The sequence below is a fragment of the Streptomyces sp. KL109B genome, from assembly GCF_030766935.1.
In the GTDB taxonomy this organism is placed as follows: Bacteria; Actinomycetota; Actinomycetes; order Streptomycetales; family Streptomycetaceae; genus Streptomyces.
This window is the reverse complement of record NZ_JASERL010000008.1, coordinates 355,660-380,695: the sequence shown is the minus strand read 5'-3', so window position 1 is coordinate 380,695 and position 25,036 is coordinate 355,660. Positions and strand designations below refer to the sequence as shown.

The window sequence follows — 25,036 nt, the reverse complement described above, 5'->3', positions numbered from 1 at the left end:
TGTGGCGCGATGCCGCAGAAGCGAACAAGCGCCAGACTCATGACGGTTCATGGTCAAGTCAAGGGGGCGAAAAGGCCGGTGGTGACGCCCTCAACTGGGCGTCACCACCGGCCGGTTGAACTTCAGGCGGATTCAGCCCGCCAGGTTGTCCGCCATCTCCTCGGCCATGTCCTCCGCCATGTCCTCGGTCATGTCCTCCGTGATGTTGGACTCCGTGCCGGGGATACCGAGGTCCTGCGCCCGCTTGTCCGCCATGGCGAGCAGCCGGCGGATGCGGCCCGCGACGGCGTCCTTGGTCAGCGGCGGGTCGGCGAGCGCGCCCAGCTCCTCGAGGGAGGCCTGCTTGTGCTCCATGCGCAGCCGCCCGGCGGCGGCGAGGTGCTCGGGCACGTCGTCGGCGAGGATCTCCAGGGCGCGCTGCACGCGGGCTCCTGCGGCGACCGCGGCGCGGGCCGAGCGGCGCAGGTTCGCGTCGTCGAAGTTCGCGAGGCGGTTCGCCGTGGCGCGCACCTCGCGGCGCATCCGCCGCTCCTCCCAGGCGAGCACCGACTCGTGCGCGCCCATCCTGGTGAGCAGCGCGCCGATCGCGTCGCCGTCACGCACCACCACGCGGTCCACGCCGCGCACCTCGCGGGCCTTGCCCGCGATCTGGAGGCGGCGGGCGGCGCCGACCAGCGCGAGCGCCGCCTCGGGCCCGGGGCAGGTCACCTCCAGCGAGCTGGAGCGCCCCGGCTCGGTGAGCGAGCCGTGCGCGAGGAACGCGCCGCGCCAGGCCGCCTCCGCGTCGCAGGTGGCCCCCGAGACCACCTGCGGGGGCAGGCCCCGGATCGGACGGCCGCGGCCGTCCACCAGGCCCGTCTGGCGGGCCAGCTGGTCGCCGCCCGCCACCACCCGTACAACGAACCGCGAACCGCGTCGCAGCCCGCCGGGCGCCATCACGATCAGCTCCGAGCTGTGCCCGAAGATCTCGAGAATGTCCCGCTTGAGCCGCCGTGCGGCCATCGCGGTGTCCAGCTCCGCCTCGATCACGATGCGGCCGCTCACCAGGTGAAGGCCGCCCGCGAACCGCAGGATCGCCGAGACCTCGGCCTTCCTGCAGCAGGTCCGGGTGACGGGAAGCCGGGAGATCTCGTCCTTCACCGCTGCCGTCATCGCCATGGGCCGATCCTTCCATGCATCCGAAAAATACGGTCGTACGCGGCGGCCAACAGCTCCGGATCATGCCTCGGTGTGCCGTCGGGCCTGGCCACCGGCGCCAGCTCGACCGCGGCACCGAAGCGCTCCTTGGCTTCTTCGGTGAGGGACTCGCGATCGGGCACGGCGGCCTCGTCGGCCAGCACCACGTCCAAGGCGAGTTTAGGGGCGTGTCGTCCCAAAACCTCCAAATGACGCTGCGGGGAGAACCCTTCGGTTTCTCCCGGTTGGGGCGCGAGGTTCAGTGAGAGGACCTTGCGGGCCTTCGTCTCGACCAGCGCGTCGAGCAGCTCCGGGACCAGCAGGTGCGGGATCACGGAGGAGAACCAGGAGCCGGGGCCAAGCACCACCCAGTCCGCGTCGCGCACGGCGGCCACGGCCTCCGGAACGGCCGGCGGATCGCGCGGCACCACGTGCACCGACTGGACCTCGCCGCGGGTCAGCGCGACCGTGGCCTGACCCCGTACGGTCTCGATGTCGTCCGGGCGTGTCGGATCGTGCCCCTTGACCTGCGCCTGGAGCTCCAGCGGCACGGCGGACATGGGCAGCACCCGGCCCTGCGCGCCGAGCAGCTTGCCGACCAGGTCGAGCGCCTGGACGTGGTCGCCGAGCTGCTCCCACAGGGCGACGATCAGCAGATTGCCGACCGCGTGCTCGTGCAGGTCGCCCTTGGACTGGAAGCGGTGCTGGATGACGCGGGCCCAGGTCTGGCCCCAGTCGTCGTCCCCGCACAGCGCCGCGAGGGCCTTGCGCAGGTCGCCGGGCGGCAGCACGCCCAGTTCGTCGCGCAGGCGTCCGCTGGAGCCGCCGTCGTCGGCGACCGTGACGACGGCGGTGAGGTTGTTCGTGATGCGGCGCAGCGCGGCCAGGGACGCCGACAGGCCCATGCCGCCGCCGAGGGCGACGACCTTCGGGGTGGTGCCCTTGCCGGGCGTCACCGGTGAGGTTCTGCGGCGGATCCTGCTGGTGAGCCGCAGCGTACGTCCTGTCATTCCCGTCCCATGTCCCGATGGACGACCACCGTCTCGACGCCTTGCGAAGCGAGGCGGGCGGCGAGCTTCTCCGAGGTCGCGACGGAGCGGTGCTTGCCGCCCGTGCAGCCGACGGCGATCGTCACGTAGCGCTTGCCCTCGCGGCGGTAACCGGCGGCGATGAGCTGGAGCAGCTCGGTGTAGCGGTCGAGGAACTCCTTGGCGCTGGGCTGCGAGAAGACGTAGTTCGACACCTCCTCGTTGAGCCCGGTGAAGGGGCGCAGCTCGGGGACCCAGTGCGGGTTCGGCAGGAAGCGCATGTCGACGACGAGGTCGGCGTCGACCGGGAGGCCGTACTTGAAGCCGAACGACATGACGGTGGCCCGCAGCTCGGGCTCCTCCTCGCCGGCGAACTGGGCGTCCATCTTGGCGCGCAGCTCGTGCACGTTCAGGCTGGAGGTGTCGATGACCAGGTCCGCGTCGCCGCGCAGCTCTCTCAGGAGCTCGCGTTCGGCGGCGATGCCGTCGACGATGCGGCCGTCGCCCTGGAGGGGGTGCGGGCGGCGCACCGACTCGAAGCGGCGCACCAGGGATTCGTCGGAGGACTCCAGGAAGACGATGCGCCGTGTGACGTGCTTGGCCTCCAGGTCGGCGAGGGACTGCCGGAGGTTGTCGAAGAAGCGGCGTCCTCGTACGTCGACGACGACCGCGATCCGCGCCACGTTGCCCTGCGAGCGGGCGCCGAGCTCCACCATGGTGGGGATCAGCGCGGGCGGCAGGTTGTCGACGACGAACCAGCCGAGGTCCTCCAGGCACTTCGCCGCCGTGGAGCGGCCCGCGCCCGACATCCCGGAGATGATCACCAGCTCGGGGATGGCGGTGTCGGGGACGCCGGGGGCGCTCGGCGTGTCGGCGGGCTTGCCCGCGCCGGGGTCGCCGCCCGTGCCCGTGCCGGCGCTGGTGCTGGTGCTGGTGCTGGTGTCCTTGCCTTCTCCTGTGCCTGATCCCGTGCCCGTGCTCACTTGTGCTCCGTGCTGTGGTTGCGGCTGTTCGTGTGCTGCGGGGCCCTGTGGCGTGCCGCTCGTGTCACTGTGGTCGCTGTTTTCGCTGCTCTCGTGGTCCTGCTCGCTCATGTCTCCTGCCCCCGTCGTTCCTCCGGGGCCCCCGCTCTGACGGGTTCCCCACTGGTCGGCACGTCCGTCGTACCGACCGCTTCGTCTTCAATGATCTCTCCGGTGGCCGTATTCACAGCCGGAGCCGAGGGCGCGGCCTTGGAGAAGGCCGCCACGATGGCCTCGGCCGTCTTGCGGCCTATCCCGGGAACCTCGCAGATCTGGTCGATGGTGGCAGCCCTCAGCCGCTTCACCGAACCGAAGTACTTGAGCAGCGCCTGCTTGCGCGAGTCCCCGAGCCCCGGCACCTCGTCCAGCGGGCCCGCCCGGAAACGCTTGGCCCGCTTGGTGCGCTGGTACGTGATCGCGAAGCGGTGCGCCTCGTCGCGCACGCGCTGGAGCAGGTACAGCCCTTCGCTGGTGCGGGGCAGGACCACCGGGTCCTCCTCGTCCGGCACCCAGACCTCTTCGAGGCGCTTGGCGAGGCCGCACACCGCGATGTCGTCGATGCCCAGCTCGTCCAGGGCCCGCTTGGCCGCCGCGACCTGCGGCTGCCCGCCGTCGACCACCACGAGCTGCGGGGGGTAGGCGAACTTCTTGGGCCTGCCGTCGTCCTCGGTGAGGCGCGACTCCTCGGGGCCCGTGTCGTCCGCGGTCTCGGCGGCGGCCAGCTCCTCGTCCGACCACTCGCGCGACTTCTCCTGGGCGGCGAGGTAGCGCTTGAAGCGGCGGGTGATGACCTCGTGCATGGAGCGGACGTCGTCCTGCCCCTCGAAGCCCTTGATCTCGAAGCGGCGGTACTCGCTCTTGCGGGCCAGGCCGTCCTCGAAGACGACCATGGAGGCCACGACGTCGTCGCCCTGGAGGTGCGAGATGTCGTAGCACTCGATGCGCAGCGGGGCGCTGTCCAGGTCGAGGGCCGCCGCGATCTCCTCAAGCGCGCGCGAGCGCGTGGTGAGGTCGGAGGCGCGCTTCGTCTTGTGCAGGACGAGCGCCTGCTGCGCGTTGCGGTGGACCGTCTCCATGAGGGCCTTCTTGTCGCCGCGCTGCGGGATGCGCAACGACACGTTCGACCCGCGGCGCTCGGTGAGCCAGGCCTGGACGGGCTCCAGGGGGTCGGGCAGCGCGGGGACGAGGACCTCCTTGGGGACGGCGTCCCCGGACTCCTCTCCGTAGAGCTGCTGGAGCGCGTGCTCGACGAGGCCCGCGCTGGTGACCGCCTCGACCTTGTCGGTGACCCAGCCGCGCTGGCCGCGCACGCGTCCGCCGCGCACGTGGAAGATCTGGACGGCCGCCTCCAGCTCGTCCTCGGCGAGGGCGACGAGATCGGCGTCGGTGGCGTCGGTGAGGACGACGGCGCTCTTCTCCATGGCCTTCTTCAGGGCCTCGATGTCGTCGCGCAGGCGGGCCGCCCGCTCGTACTCCATCTCGTCGGCCGCCGACGCCATGTCCTTCTCCAGGCGCCGGATGTACGTCCCCGTGCGGCCCGCCATGAAGTCGCAGAACTCCTCGGCGAGTTCGCGGTGCTCCTCGGGGGTGACGCGGCCGACGCAGGGCGCCGAGCACTTGCCGATGTAGCCGAGCAGGCAGGGCCGGCCGGTGCGCTCCGCGTTGTTGAACACGCCCTTGGAGCACGTGCGGACGGGGAAGACGCGCAGGAGCAGGTCCACCGTGTCGCGGATCGCCCACGCGTGCCCGTACGGACCGAAGTAGCGCACGCCCTTCTTCTTCTGGCCGCGCATCACCTGGACCCGCGGGAACTCCTCGTTCATGGTCACCGCGAGGTACGGATAGCTCTTGTCGTCGCGGTACTTGACGTTGAACCGGGGGTCGTACTCCTTGATCCAGGAGTACTCCAGCTGCAGCGCCTCGACCTCCGTGGACACCACCGTCCACTCCACGGACGCCGCCGTGGTGACCATCGTGCGGGTCCGGGGGTGCAGGTTCGCCAGGTCCTGGAAGTAGTTCGCCAGGCGCTGGCGCAGGCTCTTCGCCTTCCCGACGTAGATCACCCGGCGGTGCTCGTCGCGGAACCTGTACACCCCTGGGGAGTCGGGGATCTGTCCCGGCTTGGGGCGGTAGCTGGAGGGGTCGGCCATGTCAGACACCCTACTTGCGGGGTGTGACAGTCCGGGGTGCCCGGCGGCGGTCGCGCCGGGCACCCCGGGGCGGGGGACGGTCAGTTCACGCGGCGCGAACGGGCGCGGCGCACGGCGACGCCGGTCAGGCCGAGGGCCGCCGCGAGGACTCCGGCTCCGGCGACCGTGGCGGTCGGTTCCGGGCCGGGCTTCCCGGGTGCCGTCGCGGCCGCCGGGCCGTAGCCGCCCGCCTCGCCCTTCTTCGCGTACGCGGAGCCGGGCAGCTTGTCGCCGTAGGCGCGGGCGACGCGGGCGCGGTAGGCCGACACGGAGGTTCCGGCGCGGCCGACGGCTCGTACGGCGTCCGCGTCGAGCGGCAGTACGCGCGCGTGGTCGGCCACGTACCAGGCGTTGATCTGTGGTTCGTGGAAGACGGTGCCGCCGGGGAGCTCGCGGTGGCCGAGGTCGGCGTAGCGGGTCTCGTCGTCTCCGGAGGCGATGTTGACCACCTTCCAGGAGCCGTTCTGTTCGACGGTCCACAGGGACGCCTTCCGGCCGTCCGACGCCACCGCCTTCGAAGCAAGGAATTCCGGCTCCGCGATGTCCGCGCCCTTCTTGCCCGCGACGAAGTCACGCGACAAGTAGTAGACGGGTACGGCCCGCTCGCCTTCTATGCGGGGCGCGGCGGCCGACTTGGTGAGCGCGCCGTCGCGGGCGAAGAAGCGGGACAGCGTGTCCAGGGTGCCGTCCGCCACCGCCGCGTCGTGGGCCGCCACGCGCGCGTGCTCGGAGACCGGGGTGGGTGTCGTGGGCGTCGCGCTCGCGTGCGGGGCCGCGAGGCCGAGCAGGAGGGTCGCGGCGGCGCCGGTGACGGCGGAGGCGGCGATGCGGGTGCGTCGTGTCATCGCGCTCACGCCCCGATCCGGTACAGCGAGTGGGTCCAGGAGAAGGAGCTGTTGCCGACGTACCAGGCGTGGGACGCCCAGTTGTAGCGGCTGTTGGAGGGCCAGGGGTCGCCCCAGTAGACCCAGCTGTTCGCGTCGTCGTAGCCGTACAGGACGTGCATGTGGCCACCGCCGCTCGACCACTGGATGCGGGTCTCGACGGGCCGGTTGCCGTTGATCTCGCCCTGTACGGTCGGGTAGCGCAGCCAACCGGTCACGTACGAGCCGGGGTTGACGCCCGCCCAGTAGAGGCCGTCCTGCACGTTGCCGAGGGTGGCCTGGTAGTTGGGGCAGTCGGAGCCCTGCGCGCGCCCGAAGGCGGCGTTGCAGAACTGGTTCTGCGAGTAGTTCCCGCCGAACCACGTCGCGATGGTGTTGCCGCTCGCGGCCCAGCACCAGTTCGTCTTCTGCTGCGCCTGCATGGTGATGTTCAGGCGCTTGGATGCGAGGACGGAGTCCTCCGCGTGTGCCGTGCCGACGGGCAGCGTGAGCGCCGCCGTCGCCGCGACCGCCAGGGCCGCCGTACGCAGCCGTCTGCGGCGTCCGACGCCTGTGCGTGGTCGAGTGGTGGGGCTTGTGCGCATCGCGGTCCTCCCTGGACAGTACGAGCGGTACGTGGGGTGAGGAGCGCGTCCGGACGCGAGGACGAGCATCAAGTCTTGTCGGGGGCAGGTCAACACGCTTCAATGCCGGGTGACTTGGGGCGGTGAACGACCTCGTACGCATGTGAAACAACCTCGTACGCCCACCAGCCGCCCCGCTCCGACCGGCGCGAACACCTCGCGCGGCGATGTGAATGTTCACAGCGGCGGCCCGCGGGTGGAGCGCGCACAAGCAGGAGGCCCGGATGCGGCTCGGCGAACGACAGACGGAAGCGGCACAGGTACCGGACCTGGAAGCGGCGCTGCGCTCCGGCCCGTTCCACAGCGCCCTGCGCGCCGCGATCACCGCCCGTAGGCTGCCGCTGCACCGCGTGCGCCACCATCTGGCCCGCCGCGGCGTCAACATCGGCGTCACCAGCCTGAGTTACTGGCAGCAGGGCGCGCGACGACCCCAGCGCCCCGAGTCGATGCGGGCCGTGCGGGCGCTGGAGGAGATCCTCGAACTGCCCGAGGAGTCACTGATCCGGCTGCTCGGCCCGGCTCCCGACAAGGCCGCGACGCAGCGCCCGGCGGCCCGTTCGTACCGTTCGCTCATCGAGGCGTCCGGGGCCGTCGAGCGGCTGCTCGCGGAGCTGGAGTCGCCGCTGGACGGCGGGCTGCACACCGTCGGTCACCACGAGCGGGTGCGGATCGGGGCGCGCCGGCAGCTCCTCGGCAGGGACTCGCAGCAGATCGTGCGGGCACACCGCGACGGCGTGGATCGTTATGTGGCCATCCACCATGGCGACCCGGGGTGCACCCCGTCGAATGTGGCGGTGTCCGCCATGGAGAACTGCCGTACGGGGAGGGTGCGTTGGGACGACGGGGCGGGCGTCCTGGTCGCGGAACTCCTCTTCGACGCGCGGCTTCGGGCCGGTGACACCCATCTGTTCCAGTACGGCTTCGAGGACGGGACGGCGGGCTCCTCCACCGAGTACGTGCGCGGGTTCAGCTTCGCCGGGGGCCAGTACGCGCTCCAGGTCCGTTTCACGGACGACGCGCTGCCCGTACGCTGCCACCGCTTCGCCCAGCAGTCGGCCGCGGGCCCGCGCGGCGGCCGGCACGAGCTGACGCTGAGCGGCCGACACCGGGCGGTGCACGTGGTGGAGCCGCAGGTGCGGGCGGGGCTTGTGGGGATCGGGTGGGACTGGGAGTGAAGCCGCGGGCCGCTTCTCGGGGCGGGCGCCGGGCTGCTGTTGGGGGCGCGCGATTGGCTACTTCTTGGGGCTCGCGACCAGCTTGCCGCTCTTGACCTTCACCGACAGCTCCTCCAGCGGCTCGGTCGCCGGGGCGTGCAGCACCTTGCCGGTCGTGGCGTCGAACTTGCTGCCGTGGCAGTTGCAGGTGAGTTCGGTGCCCTTCAGCATGCCGATCGGGCAGTGCGCGTGGGTGCAGATGGTGCTGAACGCCTTGTAGTCGCCGTTCTCCGTACGGCTCACGACGACGTGCTCGTCCTTGTAGAGCTTCGCTCCGCCCTCGGGCACGGCGTCGGCCTTTCCGAGGTCGACCGGTTCCGTGGGTGCCGCCGCGCCGCCGGACTCCGTGGAGCACGCCGTGAGGCCGAGGCCTGCCGCCCCCGCGACGGCCGCTCCGCGCAGGGCGGTGCGGCGGGACATCGGAGAGGACGGGCCGGGCATGGGGACTCCACGGGTGGGGCGGGACGGGGGCGCCCGCGCGGGGCAACGGGGGGCGCCCGCGCAGGGGAACGAGGGCGACAGATCAGACGATACCGGTGGGGATTCGGGCACTTCACGGGGCCCCTGTGCCCGCCTGGGCCCTCGGCGTGCCCGCTTCGGGAGAGGTGGGTGCCACGGGCGCCGGGAGGCTCTAGCGTCGTCGTTGCCCACAGTTGACCACAGGCGAAGTTGCCCACAGTTGACCACAGGCGAAACCGTCCGCCCGCCCGAGAGGAAGCACCGTGATCGTCGTCGCCGGAGAGGCCCTGATCGACCTCGTCCCGCAGGACGTGGATGCCGACGGCGGCCCGGCCCCCGAGCTGCCCGCCCTCGCCCCACGGCTCGGCGGCGGCCCGTACAACACGGCGGTGGCGCTCGGCCGGCTCGGCTCCCCCGTGGCGTTCTGCTCACGGGTGTCGCGTGACGCCTTCGGCGAGGCCCTGCTGGGCGGCCTGCGGGCGGCGGAGGTGGATGTGACCCCGGTGCAGCGGGGCGACGAGCCGACGACGCTCGCGGTCGCCTCGATCGGCGCCGACGGCTCCGCCGGGTACTCGTTCTACGTGGAGGGGACCGCAGACCGGTTCTTCGCGGCGCCACAGGCGCTTCCGGCCGGTACGCGCGCGGTGTCGTTCGGGACCTGCTCGCTGGCCCTTGAGCCGGGCGCCACGGCGTACGAGGACATGATGCGGTCGGCCGCCGCGCAGGGCGTGTTCACGACGCTCGACCCGAACATCCGGGCCGGACTGATCCCGGACGCGGACGCCTACCGGGCCCGCTTCAAGAGCTGGCTCGCCTCGACGACGCTGCTGAAGCTCTCCGAGGACGACGCCGAGTGGCTCGGTGGCACGCCGCAGGAGTGGCTGGCCGCGGGGCCCGCCGCCGTGGTGGTGACGCGCGGCGGGGACGGGCTCCGTGTCTGCACGCGGGACGGGGGCGAGCACGCGGTGCCGGGTGAGCGGGTCGACGTCGTGGACACGATCGGTGCCGGTGACACCGTCAACGCCGCGCTGCTGCACGGGCTCTCGCGCCAGGGCGCCCTCTCCCCCGGCGCGCTCGCCGGGCTCGACGGCGAGGACTGGTCACGGCTGCTGCGGTTCGCCGCGCGGGCGGCGGCGATCACGTGCTCACGGGCGGGGGCGGAGCCGCCGTATGCGACGGAGCTGGTGGGGCCGGCCTGGTCGTAGCTGCCTAGCTGCCTAGCTGCCTAGCTGCCTAGCTGCCTGAATGCTCAACGCCCGGCGTCCCGTGGGGAGTTCCCACGGGGCGCCGGGCGCTGTCGCGCGTGCCGGACGGCTCAGGCCTTGCGGGCCCGGCCGGTCGCCTTCTTGGCGGCGGGCTTCTTCGCCGCGGCCTTGGTGGTCTTGGCCGCGGTGGTGGACTTCGCCGCCGACGCCTTCTTCGTAGCAGCGGTCGCCTTGGTGGCGGCCGTCTTCGCCGTGGCCGTCTTCTTGGCGGGTGCCTTCGTGGCCGCCACGGTCTTCTTCGCCGCCTTGCGGGGGCGCGCCGCGGGCACGGCCGCGTCGCTGACCCGGTCGGAGCCGAGACTGTCGCGCAGGAACTTGCCGGTGTGGCTGGTCGTGATGGCCGCGACCTGCTCCGGGGTGCCCTCCGCGACGACGAGACCGCCGCCGCTGCCGCCCTCGGGGCCCATGTCGACGATCCAGTCGGCGGTCTTGATGACGTCGAGGTTGTGCTCGATGACGATGACCGTGTTGCCCTTGTCGACGAGGCCGGACAGCACCGTGATGAGCTTGCTGATGTCCTCGAAGTGCAGGCCGGTGGTCGGCTCGTCGAGCACGTACACCGTGCGGCCCGTGGACCGCTTCTGCAGCTCGCTGGCGAGCTTGACGCGCTGCGCCTCACCACCGGAGAGCGTCGGCGCGGGCTGGCCGAGCCGGACGTAGCCGAGGCCCACGTCGTTGAGCGTCTTCAGGTGGCGGGAGATCGCCGGGACGGCCTCGAAGAAGCTGAGCGCCTCCTCGATCGGCATGTCCAGGACCTCGGAGATGGACTTGCCCTTGTAGTGGACCTCAAGGGTTTCCCGGTTGTACCGGGCTCCGTGGCAGACCTCGCACGGGACGTAGACGTCCGGCAGGAAGTTCATCTCGATCTTGATGGTGCCGTCGCCGGAGCAGTTCTCGCAGCGGCCGCCCTTGACGTTGAAGGAGAAGCGCCCCGGCAGGTAGCCGCGGACCTTCGCCTCGGTCGTCTCGGCGAACAGCTTGCGGACGTTGTCGAAGACTCCGGTGTACGTCGCCGGGTTCGACCGCGGGGTGCGGCCGATGGGCGACTGGTCGACGTGCACGACCTTGTCGACGAGGTCGTCGCCGTCCACGCGCGTGTGCCGACCGGGAACGGAGCGCGCCCCGTTCAACTCCCTTGCCAGGTGCGTGTACAGGATGTCGTTCACCAGCGTCGACTTGCCGGATCCGGAGACGCCGGTGACGGCCGTGAGGACGCCCAGCGGGAAGGACACGTCGATGTCCTGGAGGTTGTTCTCCTTGGCGCCGTGCACGGTGAGGCGGCGCCCCGGGTCCACGGGGCGGCGGATGTCCGGGATCGCGATGGCCTTCTTGCCCGCCAGGTACTGGCCGGTCATCGACTCGGCGTTGCTCAGCAGCTCCTTCAACGGGCCGCTGTGCACGACCTTGCCGCCGTGCTCGCCCGCGCCGGGGCCGATGTCGACGATCCAGTCGGCGACCTTGATGGTGTCTTCGTCGTGCTCGACGACGATGAGCGTGTTGCCCATGTCGCGCAGCCGCACGAGCGTCTCGATGAGGCGGTGGTTGTCGCGCTGGTGCAGGCCGATGGACGGCTCGTCGAGCACGTACAGGACGCCGACGAGCCCCGAGCCGATCTGCGTGGCGAGCCGGATGCGCTGGGCCTCGCCGCCGGAGAGGGTGCCCGCCGCGCGGTTCAGGGACAGATAGTCGAGGCCGACGTCGACGAGGAAGCGCAGCCGCTCGTTGACCTCCTTCATGACGCGCTCGGCGATCTTCTTGTCGCGCGCGTTGAGCTTCAGCTCGCTCAGGAAGTCGGCGCAGTCGCTGATCGACATCGCCGAGACCTCGGCGATCGACTTGCCCATGATCGTGACGGACAGGATCAGCGGCTTGAGGCGCGTGCCCTCACAGGTGGGGCAGGGCACCTCGCGCATGTAGCCCTCGAAGCGCTCACGGCTGGTGTCCGACTCGGCCTCGCTGTGGCGGCGCTTCACGAACGGGACGGCGCCTTCGAAGGGCGTCGTGTAGCGGCGCTCGCGCCCGTACCGGTTGCGGTAGCGGACCTCGATCTGCGTCTTGTGGCCGTTCAGGAGCGCCTTCTTGGCGCGCTGCGGGAGGCCGGCGAAGGGGATGTCCGTACGGAATCCGAGGGCGTCCGCGAGTGCGCCGATGAGGCGGCCGAAGTAGTCCTTGGTGTGGCCGTGCGACCACGGGTGGATGGCGCCCTCGTCGAGCGACTTGTCCTCGTCCGGGACGATCAGCTCGGGGTCGACCTCCATGCGCGTACCGATGCCGGTGCAGTCGGGGCAGGCGCCGAAGGGCGAGTTGAAGGAGAAGGAGCGGGGCTCCAGCTCTTCGAAGGACAGGTCGTCGTGCGGGCAGTACAGGTGCTCCGAGTACATGCGCTCGCGCTCGGGGTCGTCCTCGGGGAGGTCGACGAAGTCGAGCACGACCATGCCGCCGGAGAGGCCGAGGGCGGTCTCCACGGAGTCGGTCAGGCGGCGCTTGGCGGTGCTCTTCACGGTGAGGCGGTCGACGACCACCTCGATGGTGTGCTTCTCCTGCTTCTTCAGTGTCGGCGGCTCGGACAGCTGGATGGTCTGCCCGTCCACGCGTGCGCGGGAGTAGCCCTTGGTCTGCAGGTCGCTGAAGAGGTCGACGAACTCGCCCTTGCGCTCGCGCACCAGCGGCGAAAGGACCTGGAAGCGGCTGCCCTCGGGCAGCTCCAGAACCTTGTCGACGATGGCCTGCGGCGACTGGCGGGCGATGGGGCGGCCGCACTCGGGGCAGTGCGGCTTGCCCACGCGCGCGAAGAGCAGCCGCAGGTAGTCGTAGACCTCGGTGATGGTGCCGACCGTCGAGCGCGGGTTGCGCGAGGTCGACTTCTGGTCGATGGAGACGGCCGGCGAGAGGCCCTCGATGAAGTCGACGTCCGGCTTGTCCATCTGGCCGAGGAACTGGCGGGCGTACGAGGACAGCGACTCGACGTACCGGCGCTGCCCCTCGGCGAAGATCGTGTCGAACGCGAGGGAGGACTTACCGGAGCCGGACAGACCGGTGAAGACGATGAGGGAGTCGCGCGGGAGGTCGAGCGAGACATTCCGAAGATTGTGCTCGCGCGCGCCACGGACGATGAGACGGTCGGCCACGCCGGTCCGCACCTTTCTTGAGATAAGTGACAGGGGCGGGCCCCCGCCTCTCGAGGTCTGACTCTCGCGGGCGCTCACGCCGTGATCGGGACGGAGCGGCCCTGAGAAGGCTGTCCTTCGAAGACTAGAGGGAGCCACTGACAACGCCGGTCGGATTCCCTGGTTGGTAACAAAACGCCCCGCCCAGAACTTCCAGCATGCCCGACGCCGCCTTCGACCATATAGCACGCACATTCGATTCATGTGGGCCGTCGGCCACCTTCACCCGAACGTGTCACAGGGCTATCGTCGGCGCCATGAGTGATCATGTGCGCGACCTGGCGTCAGTACGCGAAGCGACCGACCGGCTGCTCGCCGCGGTCGGCACCCTGGACAACGCCGCCGTGGCCGGGCCGTCACGGCTACCGGGGTGGAGCCGCGGGCACGTTCTCGCCCACCTCGCCCGCAACGCGGACGCGCTCGTCAACGTCCTCGAGGGCCGCCCCATGTACGAGAGCGCCCAGGCCCGGGACGCCGACATCGAGCGGGATGCCCCGCGCGGACTGCGCGAGCAGCTCGGCGACGTACAGGACAGCGCCGAGCGGTTCCAGCGCCTCGGGGCCGCGGACGCCGACTGGGCGCGCACGGTGGAGCTGCGCAACGGCGTGAAGGACCTTGCCTCGAACGTGCCGTTCCGGCGCTGGATCGAGGTCGAGCTGCACCATGTGGACCTCGGGATCGGATACGAACTGGAGGATCTTTCGGCCGAGTTCACCCAGCGGGAGATCAACTTCCTCGCGAAGCGCTTCCGGGACCACCCCGGGCTGCCACCCCTGCTGATCAAGCAGGACGACGGCCGGATGATCTCCACCGGGGACGTGCAGAAGTTCTCCCTGGAGGAGATCAAGGCGGGCGCGAAGCCCGACCCCGAGCTCGGCATCGTCGTCACGGGCCGCCAGGCCGACCTCCTGGGCTGGCTCGCGGGCCGCAGGGACGGCGGCGCCCTCGCCGTCGACCGGGGCTCCCTGCCGACCTTGCCCCCGCTATAGGCTGAATCCATGACGTACAGCGGAGCGGTGAAGGTCGGCGGCCCGGCGGATGTGCACGAGTTGCAGGACCTGATGATCTCCAAGGTCGCGGTCGGCCCGATGGACAACAACGCGTATCTGTTGCGGTGCCGCGCGACCGATCAGCAGCTCCTGATCGACGCGGCGAACGAGCCGGAGACCCTGCTGAGCCTCATCGGCGCGGACGGCATCGCGGCCGTCGTCACCACCCACCGGCACGGCGACCATTGGCAGGCCCTCCAGGAGGTCGTGGCGGCGACCGGCGCGCGCACGTACGCGGGGCGCGAGGACGTCGAGGGCATCCCGGTGGCGACGGACGTGGCGGTCGCCGACGGGGGCACCATCGAGTTCGGCCGGATCACGCTCACGGCCCGCCACCTGGTCGGCCACACGCCCGGTTCGATCGCCCTGGTCTACGACGACCCGCACGGCCACCCGCACGTCTTCACGGGCGACTGCCTGTTCCCGGGTGGCGTGGGCAACACGTGGAAGGACCCCGAGGCCTTCGCGAGCCTGATCGGCGACGTGGAGACGAAGATCTTCGGCACGCTGCCGGACGAGACGTGGGTCTACCCGGGACACGGGAACGACACGACGCTGGGCGCCGAGCGTCCCCACATCCAGGAGTGGCGCGAGCGGGGTTGGTGACCTTTTTGGTGCCCCCTATCGGGTAGGCGCGCGTTCGTCGGGGAAGCGCGCGTTACGCCTGCGCCGTCCCCGGCGCGGCGAGCGCCGCCACCCGCTCCACGCCGAACGCGTAGCCCTGCACGCCGCACCCGGCGATCACGCCGTCGGCACGCAGCGATACGTAGGAGTGGTGCCGGAACTCCTCGCGCTGGTGGATGTTGGAGATGTGGACCTCCACCACCGGCATGCCGTCGCAGGTGTTGAGCGCGTCCAGGATCGCCACGGAGGTGTGCGAGTAGGCGGCGGGGTTGATGACGATGCCGACGTGGTTCTCGCGTGCCTCGTGGATCCAGTCGACCAGCTCGCCCTCGTGGTTGGACTGCCGGAAGTCCACGGTGGCGCCGTGCGCGGTGGCGGCCTTCACACACAGGGCCTCGACGTCGGCGAGGGTGTCGCGGCCGTAGATCTCCGGCTGGCGCTTGCCGAGCAGGTTCAGGTTCGGGCCGTTGAGAACCATGATCGGGGCGTTGGCGAGCGTGCGCGGCACGATGACCTCCGTAGAAGAGCGTTTGCTCCTTGAGGGTCTATCACGGCGCCACTGCCGCCCGAAGGGCGGTGGGTGCACAGGCGACCACGCGCGCAACGGTCAGGGCGTGACCGCGAGTTCGATGTACGCGGCGAGGATCACCAGATGCACGCCTCCCTGTAGAGGCGTGGCACGGCCGGGCACGATGGTGAGGGTGGCGACCACCATGGTCAGCGCGAGCAGCACCATGTGCGTGGCGCCGAGCCCGAGGACGAGCGGGCCTGTCAGCCAGTACGAGGCGATGGCGACGGCCGGCACCGTGAGGCCGATGCTCGCCATGGACGAGCCGAGCGCGAGGTTGAGGCTCGTCTGCACGCGGTCCCGGCGCGCAGCGCGCAGAGCAGCGATGGTCTCGGGCAGCAGCACGAGCAGCGCGATGATCACGCCGACCACCGCCTGCGGCATCCCGGCCGCCGCCACTCCGTGCTCGATCGTCTTCGAGACGCCCTTGGTGAGCCCGACGACGGCGACCAGGGCGAGCGCGAGCAGGCCGAGGCTGATCAGGGCGGTCTTCGTGCTCGGCACCTCGGCGTGGTCGTCGGCGTCGATGACCTCGCCGTGCTTGGTGATCGGCAGGAAGTAGTCGCGGTGGCGCACGGTCTGCGTCGCGACGAAGAGTCCGTACAGGACGAGCGCGGCGACGGCGGCGAAGACCAGCTGCGAGGTGGAGAACTCGGGGCCGAGCTTGCTGGTGGTGAAGGTCGGCAGGACCAGGCAGAGCGTCGCGAGCGTGGCCACGGTGGCGAGGGCCCCGCCGGTGCCCTCGGACTGGAAGACGGCCACGCGGTGCCGCAGCGCGGCGGCGAGCAGGCTGACACCGACGATGCCGTTGCAGGTGATCATGACGGCGGCGAACACGGTGTCGCGGGCGAGGGTGGAGCTCTTGGCGCCGCCGTCGGCCATCAGGGTGACGATCAGCGCGACCTCGATGATCGTCACGGCGACGGCGAGGACGAGCGAGCCGAAGGGCTCGCCGACCCGGTGGGCGACGACCTCGGCGTGGTGCACCGCCGCGAGCACGGAGACCGCGAGGACCACCGCGACCACGGCGACCACGGCCCCCGGCAGCTCGCGCCCCCAGGTGAACGCGAGCAACACGATCGCGATCAGTGGCACCACCGCGGTCCACTGCGTACTCAGCGCCCGGACTTTGGTGATCATTCATCGATGGTGCCCGCGGCGGGGCGGGGGCGCGACTTCTCGAAGCGGCGCGGCTTCTCGAAGCGCGGCGCCCGGCGGACGCAGGGCGCCGCGCCCGTACGTCACTTGAGCTCGCGCATGTCCTTGAGGTCGCAGTTGATGAAGGCCGGCGGGCGGCTGCACAGGGCTGTAAGGCGCTGGTTGAGCTCGGCCACCTCGGGGCGTTCGTTGTTGCGCATCGCGTCCTCGTAGGACTCGAACTCGATGATCGCGAGATAGCGTCCCGTGGTGTCCCGGTCCTTGAGCATGATCCGGTGCGTGGGGCCGCCCTCGGTGCCCTTCATGCGCTGCTCGAAGGCCTCGAGGAGCTCGCGCATCTCGCCGAACCGCTGGGACTCGAAGTCGATGATCTGGACGTACTTCATGGGGACCTCCCCCGTCGTGCTCCCACGCCCCTGCGGAACGCGCTCAGGGCACAAAGAAGCACCGGGAGGGGCACGCGACAATCGGCCGCGCACCGCTCCCGGTGCTGGTAATTCCTACGCTCGACGCCGTCAGGCCTCGATGCTGTCCTTCTGAGCCCCTTCGGCCGCGTCCTTCTCGGCCTGCTTCTTCGAGGCGATGAGGCTGGTGATCGTCGTGATGATCAGGACGCCGCAGATGACGGAGAGCGAGACCGGGATGGAGATCTCCGGTACGTGCACCCCCGACTCGTGCAGCGCGTGCAGGATCAGCTTCACGCCGATGAATCCGAGGATCACCGACAGGCCGTAGCTGAGGTGCACCAGCTTCTTGAGCAGTCCGCCGATGAGGAAGTACAGCTGGCGCAGACCCATCAGCGCGAACGCGTTGGCGGTGAAGACGATGTACGGGTCCTGGGTCAGGCCGAAGATCGCCGGGATCGAGTCCATCGCGAACAGCACGTCGGTCATGCCGATGGCCAGCATGACGACGAACAGCGGCGTCATGACCTTCTTGCCGTGCTGCTGGATGAACAGCTTGGTGCCGTGGTACTTGTCCGCGACGCCGAACTTCTTTTCGATCGACTTAAGGACGCGGTTCTCGTCCCAGTCCTCCTCCTCGTCCGACATCGCGTCCTGGATGAGCTTCCAGGCGGTGTACAGGAGGAAGGCACCGAAGATGTAGAAGACCCACGAGAAGCTGGCGATGATGGCCGCGCCCGCCGCGATGAAGATCGCCCGCAGCACGAGCGCGATCAGCACACCGAAGAGCAGCACGCGCTGCTGCAGGTGTGAGGGGACCGAGAACTTCGCCATGATCAGGATGAAGACGAAGAGGTTGTCCACACTGAGCGACTTCTCGGTGATGAATCCCGCGAAGAACTCGCCGCCGGCCTGGCCGCTGCCCCAGATCGAGACGCCGACGCCGAACAGCGCGGCGAGCGCGATCCAGACGACGGTCCAGATGCCCGCTTCCTTGATCGATACGTCGTGGGGCTTTCGCCCGATGAAGAAGTCGACCGCGATGAGGGCGCACAGACCGAGAACGGTCAGCACCCACACAGTCATTGATACGTCCACTACTGCGCCTCCGGCGTCGTACGGCTACTGATCAGCGTCGTCGCTGCCGGAGGTCTCTTCCACCCGAGCGCCTGAGCGCGCCTCGGGCCGACGCCCCGGGATCGCAGGCACAGGGCCTGTGTCCGTACTGACGGGAACGCCGCGTTGGAATACTCCCCTCCGCGTCAAGGAGCGTACTCGAAACACCCATGAAAGGTAAAGGGAAAGGTAAAAAAGTCACCAAGTTCGCAGGTCAAAGGCCTCTCTCCCGACGGGCTTCCGCCACCTCCGCGAGCACGTCCCGGAGGATTCCGCTGCCCTGCGGGACCAGCGACGGCTCGTACGTCCACGCGTGCCCCACCCAGGGGTCGGCCAGGTGGTCGTCGGGCACCGGCGTGAGGCGCAGCAGCGCGCGCCACAGCGGATCGAGCAGCGGCCCGTACTCGGCGGCGTCCTCGCGGTCGGCGACGAGCATCAGATGCACGCCGACCCGCGGCCCTTCGTCCGCCAGATAGCGCAGCCTGGTGATGGACCGGTCGTCGAAGCCGTGCGGGAAGTCGTGCACGATCAGAAGCTGCTCGGCGACGTCCAGGTCCGCCGGCAGCGCGTCGGCCGCGCCCGCGCGGACGGCCATCTGGACGAGGTCCACGCGCTCGGTCAGGCGCGTCAGCGTCTCCGCGACGCCCGCCGCTCCCCCGGCCGGAGGCCCGGCGAGCACGCCCGCGTCCACGAGCGGGGCGAGCGCGCCCGCCGCGGCACCCGCCGGGTCGATGACGTGGACGCTGAACTCGCCCGCCGGGTACGCCGCGAGCAGCCGCGCCGCATGGAGGACGGCGGTGTGGGCGGCACGCGCGCGTAGTGCGTCGGCGTCGGTGAGGCTGTCGGCGGCGGAGGCCCCCGCGTCGATCCACAGTCCGCGCTCCAGCGGCAGCCGTACGAGCATGGGGACGCGCAGCCCCACGCTTTCGCTCTCGGGCAGGCTCAGCTCCCCGATGCGGACGGCCATGGCGGGCTCCGAGGGGCTGCGGTAGGCGTGCCAGCAGGGGCTGTCCCAGCCCGCGTACGCCGCCGGGAGCGCGGGGTCGACGACCTCGGCCTCGGCGGTGAGCTGCGCCAGGTCCCGGTCGAGCGCCTCCCGCGCGCGGTCGACGAGGTCGCCGTGCTTGGCGCGGGCGGCCTCGCGCGCGGCGTCGCCGGCTCCGCCGAGGCGGCCGCGCGGATCGGAGAGTGCCTGGTCGAGCTCCTGCTCCAGGCGGGAGTCGGCGAACTCCACGGCACCCCGGTACGCGGCCGTGGTGCGGGCCAGGTCCTCGAACATGCCCCACACCTGGTTGTAGAGCCGCTCCTCGGGGGTCCAGCCCGTCGCGTCCCCTGCGACCGGTGGCGCGGGCCGCTGGGCCGGTGCGGACGGCGGGGGCTGCCTGCGGCCGGGGTGCGTGTAGTCGACGGGGCCGCCGGGCGGCGAGGCGGGCGGCGACGGGGTCGTGGGCGGCAGGGCGCCGGAGGCGTGGCCCGCCGTGGCCGCCGCGCGGACGTGGGTCTCGTCGCTCGTACGCGAGGAAGGTGTCGCCGCGCGGTCACGGCCATCGGAGACGGCGTCGTGGATGGCGCCCGCGACGGCCTGCGCGTCCGGCAGGCCCTGGTCGGCGAGGAGCGCGGCGAGGCCCTCGGCGTAGCCCTGGCCGACGGCGCGCACCTTCCAGGCGCCCTGCCTGCGGTACAGCTCCAGGGCGACGACGGCCGACTCGGTGTCGAGGTCGGTGATCGTGTAGCTGGCCTGCTCCGTGCCGTCAGGCCCGGTGACAGCGAGGAACGGGGCCGCCGCCGCGCCGAACCTGACCGGGCCACCGCCGCCCACGGGCAGCGCGAGCAGCACGGCGACGCGGTGCACGTCGTGCGGCATCGCGTCCAGGTCGACGGCCAGGCGGTGGTCGGCCGCGGCCAGACGCGGGACTTCGAGGCCCGGCAGCGTGGGCGCGCCGGGGTGGGCGATCCGGTCGGTGGCCCGCACGGCACCCCGGTCGTCGGCGAGCGTGGCGCCCGCGACGACCGGGTGGCCGGCCGACACACGGATCTCCAGACAGGTCTGGGTGAGGGGGTGGTTCTGCCCCCTCACCAGTTCGGCCGCCATCGTGGGTCCGCTACAGGCCGGGCAGGATCGAGGGCATCAGGTCCTGGAACGTGCGGCCGTTGGCCGCCGCGCCCAGGGCCGTCATCTTCCAGCCGCTGCCCGCCCGGTGCACCTTGGCCATGATCTGCGCCGTGTACTGGCCGCCGCCGTCGAGCGTGTAGCGGGCGAGTTCCTGGCCCGTCGTCTCGTCGACCAGGCGGCAGAACGCGTTCTGCACTTCCTGGAAGGTCTGTCCCGTGAAGGAGTTGACCGTGAAGACGATCTGGTCGATGTGGACCGGGACGCGCTCCAGGTCGACGAGGATCGACTCGTCGTCGCCGCCCTGTCCCGCGCCGCCGACCAGGTTGTCCCCGGTGTGCCGCACCGAGCCGTCGTCGCTGACGAGGTGGCGGAAGAAGACCACGTCGACGGGCTGCTTGTCCGCGAAGAGGACCGCTGACGCGTCGAGGTCGACCTCGCGCGTGCGGGTGCCGAACAGGCCGCGCCGCGGGGCCGCCTGCCAGCCGAGCCCCATCCGTACGGCGGTGAGGGATCCCCCGCCCTGCTTCTCCAGGCTGATGGCCTGACCCTTGGTCAAGTCGATGCCCACGTGCTGTCCCCTCTCGAACCGTCCCCTGTTGCCGCGGTGTACGCGCGGTTGGCCCAAACCCTAGAGGGCTGCACTGACAGCGCCGCCACCGCGGGCGGGGTTTTGTGGCGGTGTTGCAACACGCTCCCGGTACCCCGCCCGTCGTGGCAGGTCAGGCGATGCCTGCCTCCTTCATCTGCCGCAGTTCCTTCTTCATCTCCGACACCTCGTCGCGCAGCCGTGCCGCGACCTCGAACTGGAGGTCCGCGGCGGCCGCCCGCATCCGCTCGGTCAACTCCTCGATCTGCTCGGACAGTTCGGCCGCGGGGCGGTCGGTGGGAACCGTCTCGTCGGCCTTTCCGCGCTTCTTCTTGGCCGGTGCCTTCTCCGCCTTGCCTGCCGACGGCACGGGGGCCTTGGCGCCCTTCCCGTCCTTGCCGCCCTTGCGGTATCCGGTGCCGAGCAGCGCCTCCGTGTCGACGTCCTCGCGCGCGATGGACGCCACGATGTCGTTGATCTTCTTGCGGAGGGGCTGGGGGTCGATCCCGTTCGCCTCGTTGTAGGCGATCTGCTTCTCCCGGCGGCGGTTGGTCTCCTCGATGGACTTCTCCATCGCCGGGGTGATCTTGTCGGCGTACATGTGGACCTGGCCCGACACATTGCGCGCCGCGCGGCCGATCGTCTGGATCAGGGCCGTGCCGGAGCGCAGGAAGCCCTCCTTGTCGGCGTCGAGGATCGCGACCAGGGAGACCTCGGGAAGGTCGAGGCCCTCACGCAGCAGGTTGATGCCGACCAGGACGTCGAACTCGCCCGCGCGCAGCTCGCGAAGGAGCTCCACACGGCGCAGCGTGTCGACGTCGCTGTGCAGGTAGCGCACCTGGATGCCGAGCTCGACGAAGTAGTCCGTGAGGTCCTCGGCCATCTTCTTGGTGAGTGTGGTGACCAGGACGCGCTCGTCCTTCTCGGTGCGCGTACGGATCTCGTGCACCAGGTCGTCGATCTGCCCCTCGGTGGGCTTCACGACGACCTCCGGGTCGACGAGTCCTGTGGGGCGGATGATCTGCTCCACGTAGCCGTCCGCACGCGAGAGCTCGTACTTGCCCGGGGTCGCGGACAGGTAGACGGTCTGGCCGATGCGCTCCTGGAACTCCTCCCACTTCAGGGGGCGGTTGTCGAGCGCGGAGGGCAGCCGGAAGCCGTGGTCCACGAGGGTGCGCTTACGGGAGGCGTCGCCCTCGTACATGGCGCCGATCTGCGGCACGGTGTTGTGCGACTCGTCGATGACGAGCAGGAAGTCGTCCGGGAAGTAGTCGAGCAGCGTGTTCGGCGGGGAGCCGGGCTCGCGGCCGTCGAAGTGCATCGAGTAGTTCTCGACGCCGGAGCAGGAGCCGATCTGGCGGAGCATCTCCAGGTCGTACGTGGTGCGCATGCGCAGGCGCTGGGCCTCCAGCATCTTGCCCTGCTTCTCCAGTTCGGCGAGGCGCTCCTCCAGCTCCTTCTCGATGTCGTTGGCCGCGCGCTCCAGGCGCTCGGGGCCCGCCACGTAGTGCGTCGCCGGGAAGATGTACAGCGACTCGTCGTCGCTGATGACCTCGCCGGTGAGGGGGTGGAGCGTGGAGAGCGATTCGATCTCGTCGCCGAACATCTCGATGCGGACCGCGAGCTCTTCGTAGACGGGGAAGATCTCGATGGTGTCGCCGCGGACCCGGAAGGTGCCGCGCTGGAACGCCACGTCGTTGCGCGTGTACTGGATGTCGACGAAGCGGCGCAGCAGGTCGTCGCGGTCGATCTCGTCGCCGACCTTCAGGGGGACCATGCGGTCCACATACTCCTGCGGGGTGCCGAGGCCGTAGATGCAGGAGACGGAGGCGACCACGACGACGTCCCTGCGGGTCAGCAGTGAGTTCGTCGCGGAGTGCCGCAGGCGCTCCACCTCCTCGTTGATCGAGGAGTCCTTCTCGATGTACGTGTCCGACTGCGGAACGTACGCCTCGGGTTGGTAGTAGTCGTAGTACGAGACGAAGTACTCGACCGCGTTGTTCGGCAGCAGCTCGCGGAACTCGTTCGCCAGCTGGGCGGCCAGCGTCTTGTTCGGCGCCATCACGAGCGTGGGGCGCTGGAGCTTCTCGATCATCCACGCGGTGGTGGCGGACTTGCCGGTGCCGGTCGCGCCGAGCAGGACGACGTCCTTCTCGCCCCCGGTGATGCGCTTCTCCAGCTCGGCGATGGCCGCGGGCTGGTCACCGCTGGGCTGGTACGGGCTGACGACCTCGAAGGGCGCCACCGTGCGTTCGATCTTGGATACGGGCCGCATGGAACCAACCGTACGACCCACCACTGACAACCGGGCCCGAACCACTGCCGGACCGGCCCTCGGGGGCTCCCGGTCACCAGTCCTGCGGGGCGCGCGGGGCCTGCCGGCCCAGGGGGCGGCGCAGGCGCTTGACGGTCGGCGCCGGGGTGCCGAGCCGGTCCTGCGCGGCCCGGGCGTCGCGCCAGTCGGGGCGGCCCGTGACCAGCATCGGGTCGAACATGACGACCACACCGGCGAGGAGCAGGAAGCTCAGCGGGCCGATCAGCATGGGGGCGAGGAGGGAGGCGGCCGAGTCCCCGCCGGGAGAGCCGACGGGATCGGTGTGCACATGGACGCTGACGCCCGCCATCGCCATGTAGTGCATGCCCGAGACGGCGAGGCCCATGATCAGACTCGCGCCGAGGCTCCACATGATGCCGCGCACCTGGACGGCGGCCCACAGTGCGGCGGTCGCGGCCACCATGGCGATCACCACGGAGGCGGTGACGGTGAACGTGCTGTAGCTGATCGTCCCGTGAAGACGCATTCCAGCCATTCCCAGGTAGTGCATTGACGCCACTCCGAGGCCCGTAATGGTGCCTCCGGTGAACAGAGCGGTGCCGGTCGCGCCCTTGTAGCCGACGATGAAGACGCCGATGCCGACCATCACGATGGCCAGACCGAGACTCGCGAAGGTGGTCGTCGGGTCGTAGCGGATCGGCATGCCCTTCACGCTGAAGCCCATCATCGCGATGAAGTGCATCGTCCAGATGCCGGAGCCGATCGCGGCGGAGCCCAGCGCGAGCCAGCCCACCCGCCAGGTGTTGGCGACGAGCAGGGATCTGGTGGTGCAGCGCAGCCCCAGGGCCCCTCCGAGACAGGCCATGACATACGCCACCACCGGGGTGACGAGCCCGTAACTGAAGCCGTCGACCGAGCCCTGCATAGGTGGCAGCCCTTCCGCCTGTTTTTCCGTGAGATGTGCAGCTCGTCCCCTCGCGCGCGGCTCGCGCACGGCGGCCGGAGCGGCCGCGGTTGAGGCAGAGATTAAAGCGCACGCGGGAACGCTCGAACGATTTTCCGGCAAAGAAGCCCAGCCCCCAACACTGGGGTCGGCCGCAGGCGGGCGAATCCGTTCAACTCATGACCATCCTGCGCCTACTTTTTGTTCGCTCTCCGGTGTCAACCTCATACAGTCCGTGAACAAACGACGCATGAGGAGCACACGTGTACGTACGCGCAGCAACCGCCCTGACCTCAGTGGCGGCCTCCGTCGTCATCGGTGTCCTGGTCCTGCCCACCGCCGCACAGGCCGCCACCGCACACAACAGAACCGTGGTCGTCGCCCACCGCGGGGCCTCCGCCTACGCCCCCGAGAACACCCTTGCAGCCGTCGACAAGGCACACGACCTGGGGGTCACCTGGGTCGAGAACGACGTGCAGCGCACCAAGGACGGCGCCCTGGTCGTCATCCACGACACCACGCTGGCGCGCACCACCAACGTCGAGCAGGTGTATCCCGACCGCGCGCCGTGGAACGTGGCGGACTTCACCTCGGCCGAGATCGCCAAGCTGGACGCGGGCGGCTGGAAGGGCGCCGAGTTCGCGGGCGCGCGGATCCCGACACTCCACGACTACCTGCGGCGCGTCGAGCGCAACCACCAGAAGCTGCTCATGGAGGTCAAGGCGCCCGAGCTGTACCCGGGCATCGAGGACCAGATCCTGGGCCAGCTGCTCACCGAGGGCTGGCTGGACCACCGGCACGTCAAGAACCGGCTGATCGTCCAGAGCTTCAACGCGGACAGCGTGCGGACGGTGCACCAGCGGCGCCCGGACATCAAGACGGGCTTCCTCGGCAAGCCCGCCGTCTCCGATCTGCGCGCGTACGCGAAGTTCGCCGACCAGATCAACCCGTCGTACACGACGCTCACGTCGGACTACGTCGACGCGGTGCACAAGCTCAAGGGCCCGCACGGCAAGCGGCTCCAGACCCTGGCCTGGACCGTCAACGACGCGGCGAGCGCCCAGCGGGTGGCCGGCTACGGCGTCGACGGGATCATCAGCAACGCCCCCGACGTCGTCCGGTCGGCCGTCCGCGGCTGAGCCGTCCACGGCTGACAGGACCGGGTGTTTTCGC

General features: G+C 70.4%; 21 protein-coding genes. 5 read left to right on the top strand and 16 right to left on the bottom strand.

Going from position 1 to position 25,036, the window contains the following annotated elements; all coding sequences use genetic code 11:
• Window positions 1-132 precede the first annotated feature (132 nt).
• From whiA to RBJ65_RS27335, 6 genes are all read right to left on the bottom strand, one after another.
• The gene (gene whiA / locus RBJ65_RS27360; protein ID WP_306322566.1) at window positions 133-1,158 is read right to left on the bottom strand and encodes a DNA-binding protein WhiA; all 1,026 of its coding nucleotides are present in this window, start codon (window positions 1,156-1,158) and stop codon (window positions 133-135) included.
• A complete protein-coding gene (gene yvcK / locus RBJ65_RS27355; protein ID WP_306322565.1) occupies window positions 1,149-2,186 on the bottom strand; it encodes a uridine diphosphate-N-acetylglucosamine-binding protein YvcK in 1,038 nt (345 codons plus the stop codon). The genes whiA and yvcK overlap by 10 nt, the downstream gene beginning before the upstream one ends.
• The gene (gene rapZ, locus RBJ65_RS27350; RefSeq protein WP_372341409.1) at window positions 2,183-3,187 is read right to left on the bottom strand and encodes an RNase adapter RapZ; all 1,005 of its coding nucleotides are present in this window, start codon (window positions 3,185-3,187) and stop codon (window positions 2,183-2,185) included. The genes yvcK and rapZ overlap by 4 nt, the downstream gene beginning before the upstream one ends.
• Window positions 3,188-3,294: 107 nt before the next feature.
• Window positions 3,295-5,376 (bottom strand): excinuclease ABC subunit UvrC, encoded by a 2,082-nt coding sequence (gene uvrC / locus RBJ65_RS27345; protein ID WP_306322564.1) that lies wholly within the window; start codon window positions 5,374-5,376, stop codon window positions 3,295-3,297.
• A gap of 80 nt (window positions 5,377-5,456) precedes the next feature.
• Entirely contained in the window at window positions 5,457-6,260 is an 804-nt protein-coding gene (locus RBJ65_RS27340; RefSeq protein ID WP_306322563.1) for a hypothetical protein, read from the bottom strand.
• A gap of 5 nt (window positions 6,261-6,265) precedes the next feature.
• Window positions 6,266-6,883 carry a papain-like cysteine protease family protein gene (locus tag RBJ65_RS27335; RefSeq protein WP_306322562.1) on the bottom strand — a complete coding sequence of 206 codons (618 nt, stop codon included), beginning with the start codon at window positions 6,881-6,883 and terminating at the stop codon, window positions 6,266-6,268.
• Window positions 6,884-7,146: 263 nt separating this feature from the next.
• On the opposite strand from RBJ65_RS27335, the gene RBJ65_RS27330 reads away from it, so the two are divergent.
• Window positions 7,147-8,097, top strand: a complete 951-nt coding sequence (locus RBJ65_RS27330; protein WP_306322634.1) for a hypothetical protein — start codon at window positions 7,147-7,149, stop codon at window positions 8,095-8,097.
• A gap of 57 nt (window positions 8,098-8,154) precedes the next feature.
• Here the strand turns inward: RBJ65_RS27330 and RBJ65_RS27325 are convergent, their stop codons facing one another.
• On the bottom strand, window positions 8,155-8,577 hold the full coding sequence (locus RBJ65_RS27325) for a Rieske (2Fe-2S) protein (protein ID WP_306322561.1): 423 nt from the start codon (window positions 8,575-8,577) through the stop codon (window positions 8,155-8,157).
• A 281-nt stretch (window positions 8,578-8,858) separates the two neighbouring features.
• On the opposite strand from RBJ65_RS27325, the gene RBJ65_RS27320 reads away from it, so the two are divergent.
• Window positions 8,859-9,800 (top strand): carbohydrate kinase, encoded by a 942-nt coding sequence (locus RBJ65_RS27320; RefSeq protein WP_306322560.1) that lies wholly within the window; start codon window positions 8,859-8,861, stop codon window positions 9,798-9,800.
• 110 nt (window positions 9,801-9,910) lie between these two features.
• Here the strand turns inward: RBJ65_RS27320 and uvrA are convergent, their stop codons facing one another.
• Complete coding sequence (uvrA, locus tag RBJ65_RS27315; protein ID WP_306322559.1) at window positions 9,911-12,988, bottom strand: excinuclease ABC subunit UvrA; 3,078 nt, start codon at window positions 12,986-12,988, stop codon at window positions 9,911-9,913.
• Window positions 12,989-13,284: 296 nt separating this feature from the next.
• Here uvrA and RBJ65_RS27310 point away from each other — a divergent pair, with 296 nt between their 5' ends.
• Window positions 13,285-14,016: a maleylpyruvate isomerase family mycothiol-dependent enzyme gene (locus RBJ65_RS27310; protein WP_306322558.1), complete on the top strand. Its 732-nt coding sequence runs from the start codon at window positions 13,285-13,287 to the stop codon at window positions 14,014-14,016.
• Between the two features lie 9 nt (window positions 14,017-14,025).
• Complete coding sequence (locus RBJ65_RS27305; RefSeq protein ID WP_306322557.1) at window positions 14,026-14,682, top strand: MBL fold metallo-hydrolase; 657 nt, start codon at window positions 14,026-14,028, stop codon at window positions 14,680-14,682.
• Between the two features lie 52 nt (window positions 14,683-14,734).
• Here RBJ65_RS27305 and aroQ read toward each other — a convergent pair whose 3' ends face one another.
• From aroQ to RBJ65_RS27265, 8 genes are all read right to left on the bottom strand, one after another.
• A complete protein-coding gene (aroQ, locus tag RBJ65_RS27300) occupies window positions 14,735-15,208 on the bottom strand; it encodes a type II 3-dehydroquinate dehydratase (RefSeq protein WP_306322556.1) in 474 nt (157 codons plus the stop codon).
• Between the two features lie 99 nt (window positions 15,209-15,307).
• Entirely contained in the window at window positions 15,308-16,408 is a 1,101-nt protein-coding gene (locus RBJ65_RS27295; RefSeq protein WP_306322555.1) for a calcium:proton antiporter, read from the bottom strand.
• A gap of 101 nt (window positions 16,409-16,509) precedes the next feature.
• The gene (locus tag RBJ65_RS27290; RefSeq protein WP_306322554.1) at window positions 16,510-16,812 is read right to left on the bottom strand and encodes a hypothetical protein; all 303 of its coding nucleotides are present in this window, start codon (window positions 16,810-16,812) and stop codon (window positions 16,510-16,512) included.
• A 129-nt stretch (window positions 16,813-16,941) separates the two neighbouring features.
• On the bottom strand, window positions 16,942-17,916 hold the full coding sequence (locus RBJ65_RS27285; protein ID WP_306322553.1) for a TerC family protein: 975 nt from the start codon (window positions 17,914-17,916) through the stop codon (window positions 16,942-16,944).
• Window positions 17,917-18,160: 244 nt separating this feature from the next.
• A complete protein-coding gene (locus tag RBJ65_RS27280; protein WP_306322552.1) occupies window positions 18,161-20,038 on the bottom strand; it encodes a TerD family protein in 1,878 nt (625 codons plus the stop codon).
• Window positions 20,039-20,048: 10 nt separating this feature from the next.
• Window positions 20,049-20,627, bottom strand: a complete 579-nt coding sequence (locus tag RBJ65_RS27275) for a TerD family protein (RefSeq protein ID WP_306322551.1) — start codon at window positions 20,625-20,627, stop codon at window positions 20,049-20,051.
• Between the two features lie 151 nt (window positions 20,628-20,778).
• Window positions 20,779-22,920 carry an excinuclease ABC subunit UvrB gene (uvrB, locus tag RBJ65_RS27270; RefSeq protein WP_306322550.1) on the bottom strand — a complete coding sequence of 714 codons (2,142 nt, stop codon included), beginning with the start codon at window positions 22,918-22,920 and terminating at the stop codon, window positions 20,779-20,781.
• A 73-nt stretch (window positions 22,921-22,993) separates the two neighbouring features.
• Window positions 22,994-23,845 carry an MHYT domain-containing protein gene (locus tag RBJ65_RS27265; protein WP_306322549.1) on the bottom strand — a complete coding sequence of 284 codons (852 nt, stop codon included), beginning with the start codon at window positions 23,843-23,845 and terminating at the stop codon, window positions 22,994-22,996.
• 281 nt (window positions 23,846-24,126) lie between these two features.
• Here RBJ65_RS27265 and RBJ65_RS27260 point away from each other — a divergent pair, with 281 nt between their 5' ends.
• A complete protein-coding gene (locus tag RBJ65_RS27260) occupies window positions 24,127-25,002 on the top strand; it encodes a glycerophosphodiester phosphodiesterase family protein (protein WP_306322548.1) in 876 nt (291 codons plus the stop codon).
• Window positions 25,003-25,036: the final 34 nt, after the last annotated feature.

What these genes read in the sequence shown, in the direction of transcription:
- RBJ65_RS27340 (WP_306322563.1), bottom strand. Translation starts at nt 6,260, where the DNA reads ATGACACGACGCACCCGCATCGCCGCCTCCGCCGTCACCGGCGCCGCC.
- whiA (WP_306322566.1), bottom strand. Translation starts at nt 1,158, where the DNA reads ATGGCGATGACGGCAGCGGTGAAGGACGAGATCTCCCGGCTTCCCGTC.
- RBJ65_RS27310 (WP_306322558.1), top strand. Translation starts at nt 13,285, where the DNA reads ATGAGTGATCATGTGCGCGACCTGGCGTCAGTACGCGAAGCGACCGAC.
- uvrC (WP_306322564.1), bottom strand. Translation starts at nt 5,376, where the DNA reads ATGGCCGACCCCTCCAGCTACCGCCCCAAGCCGGGACAGATCCCCGAC.
- RBJ65_RS27330 (WP_306322634.1), top strand. Translation starts at nt 7,147, where the DNA reads ATGCGGCTCGGCGAACGACAGACGGAAGCGGCACAGGTACCGGACCTG.
- RBJ65_RS27265 (WP_306322549.1), bottom strand. Translation starts at nt 23,845, where the DNA reads ATGCAGGGCTCGGTCGACGGCTTCAGTTACGGGCTCGTCACCCCGGTG.
- uvrB (WP_306322550.1), bottom strand. Translation starts at nt 22,920, where the DNA reads ATGCGGCCCGTATCCAAGATCGAACGCACGGTGGCGCCCTTCGAGGTC.
- RBJ65_RS27325 (WP_306322561.1), bottom strand. Translation starts at nt 8,577, where the DNA reads ATGCCCGGCCCGTCCTCTCCGATGTCCCGCCGCACCGCCCTGCGCGGA.
- RBJ65_RS27280 (WP_306322552.1), bottom strand. Translation starts at nt 20,038, where the DNA reads ATGGCGGCCGAACTGGTGAGGGGGCAGAACCACCCCCTCACCCAGACC.
- RBJ65_RS27290 (WP_306322554.1), bottom strand. Translation starts at nt 16,812, where the DNA reads ATGAAGTACGTCCAGATCATCGACTTCGAGTCCCAGCGGTTCGGCGAG.
- RBJ65_RS27305 (WP_306322557.1), top strand. Translation starts at nt 14,026, where the DNA reads ATGACGTACAGCGGAGCGGTGAAGGTCGGCGGCCCGGCGGATGTGCAC.
- RBJ65_RS27295 (WP_306322555.1), bottom strand. Translation starts at nt 16,408, where the DNA reads ATGATCACCAAAGTCCGGGCGCTGAGTACGCAGTGGACCGCGGTGGTG.
- RBJ65_RS27335 (WP_306322562.1), bottom strand. Translation starts at nt 6,883, where the DNA reads ATGCGCACAAGCCCCACCACTCGACCACGCACAGGCGTCGGACGCCGC.
- yvcK (WP_306322565.1), bottom strand. Translation starts at nt 2,186, where the DNA reads ATGACAGGACGTACGCTGCGGCTCACCAGCAGGATCCGCCGCAGAACC.
- RBJ65_RS27285 (WP_306322553.1), bottom strand. Translation starts at nt 17,916, where the DNA reads ATGACTGTGTGGGTGCTGACCGTTCTCGGTCTGTGCGCCCTCATCGCG.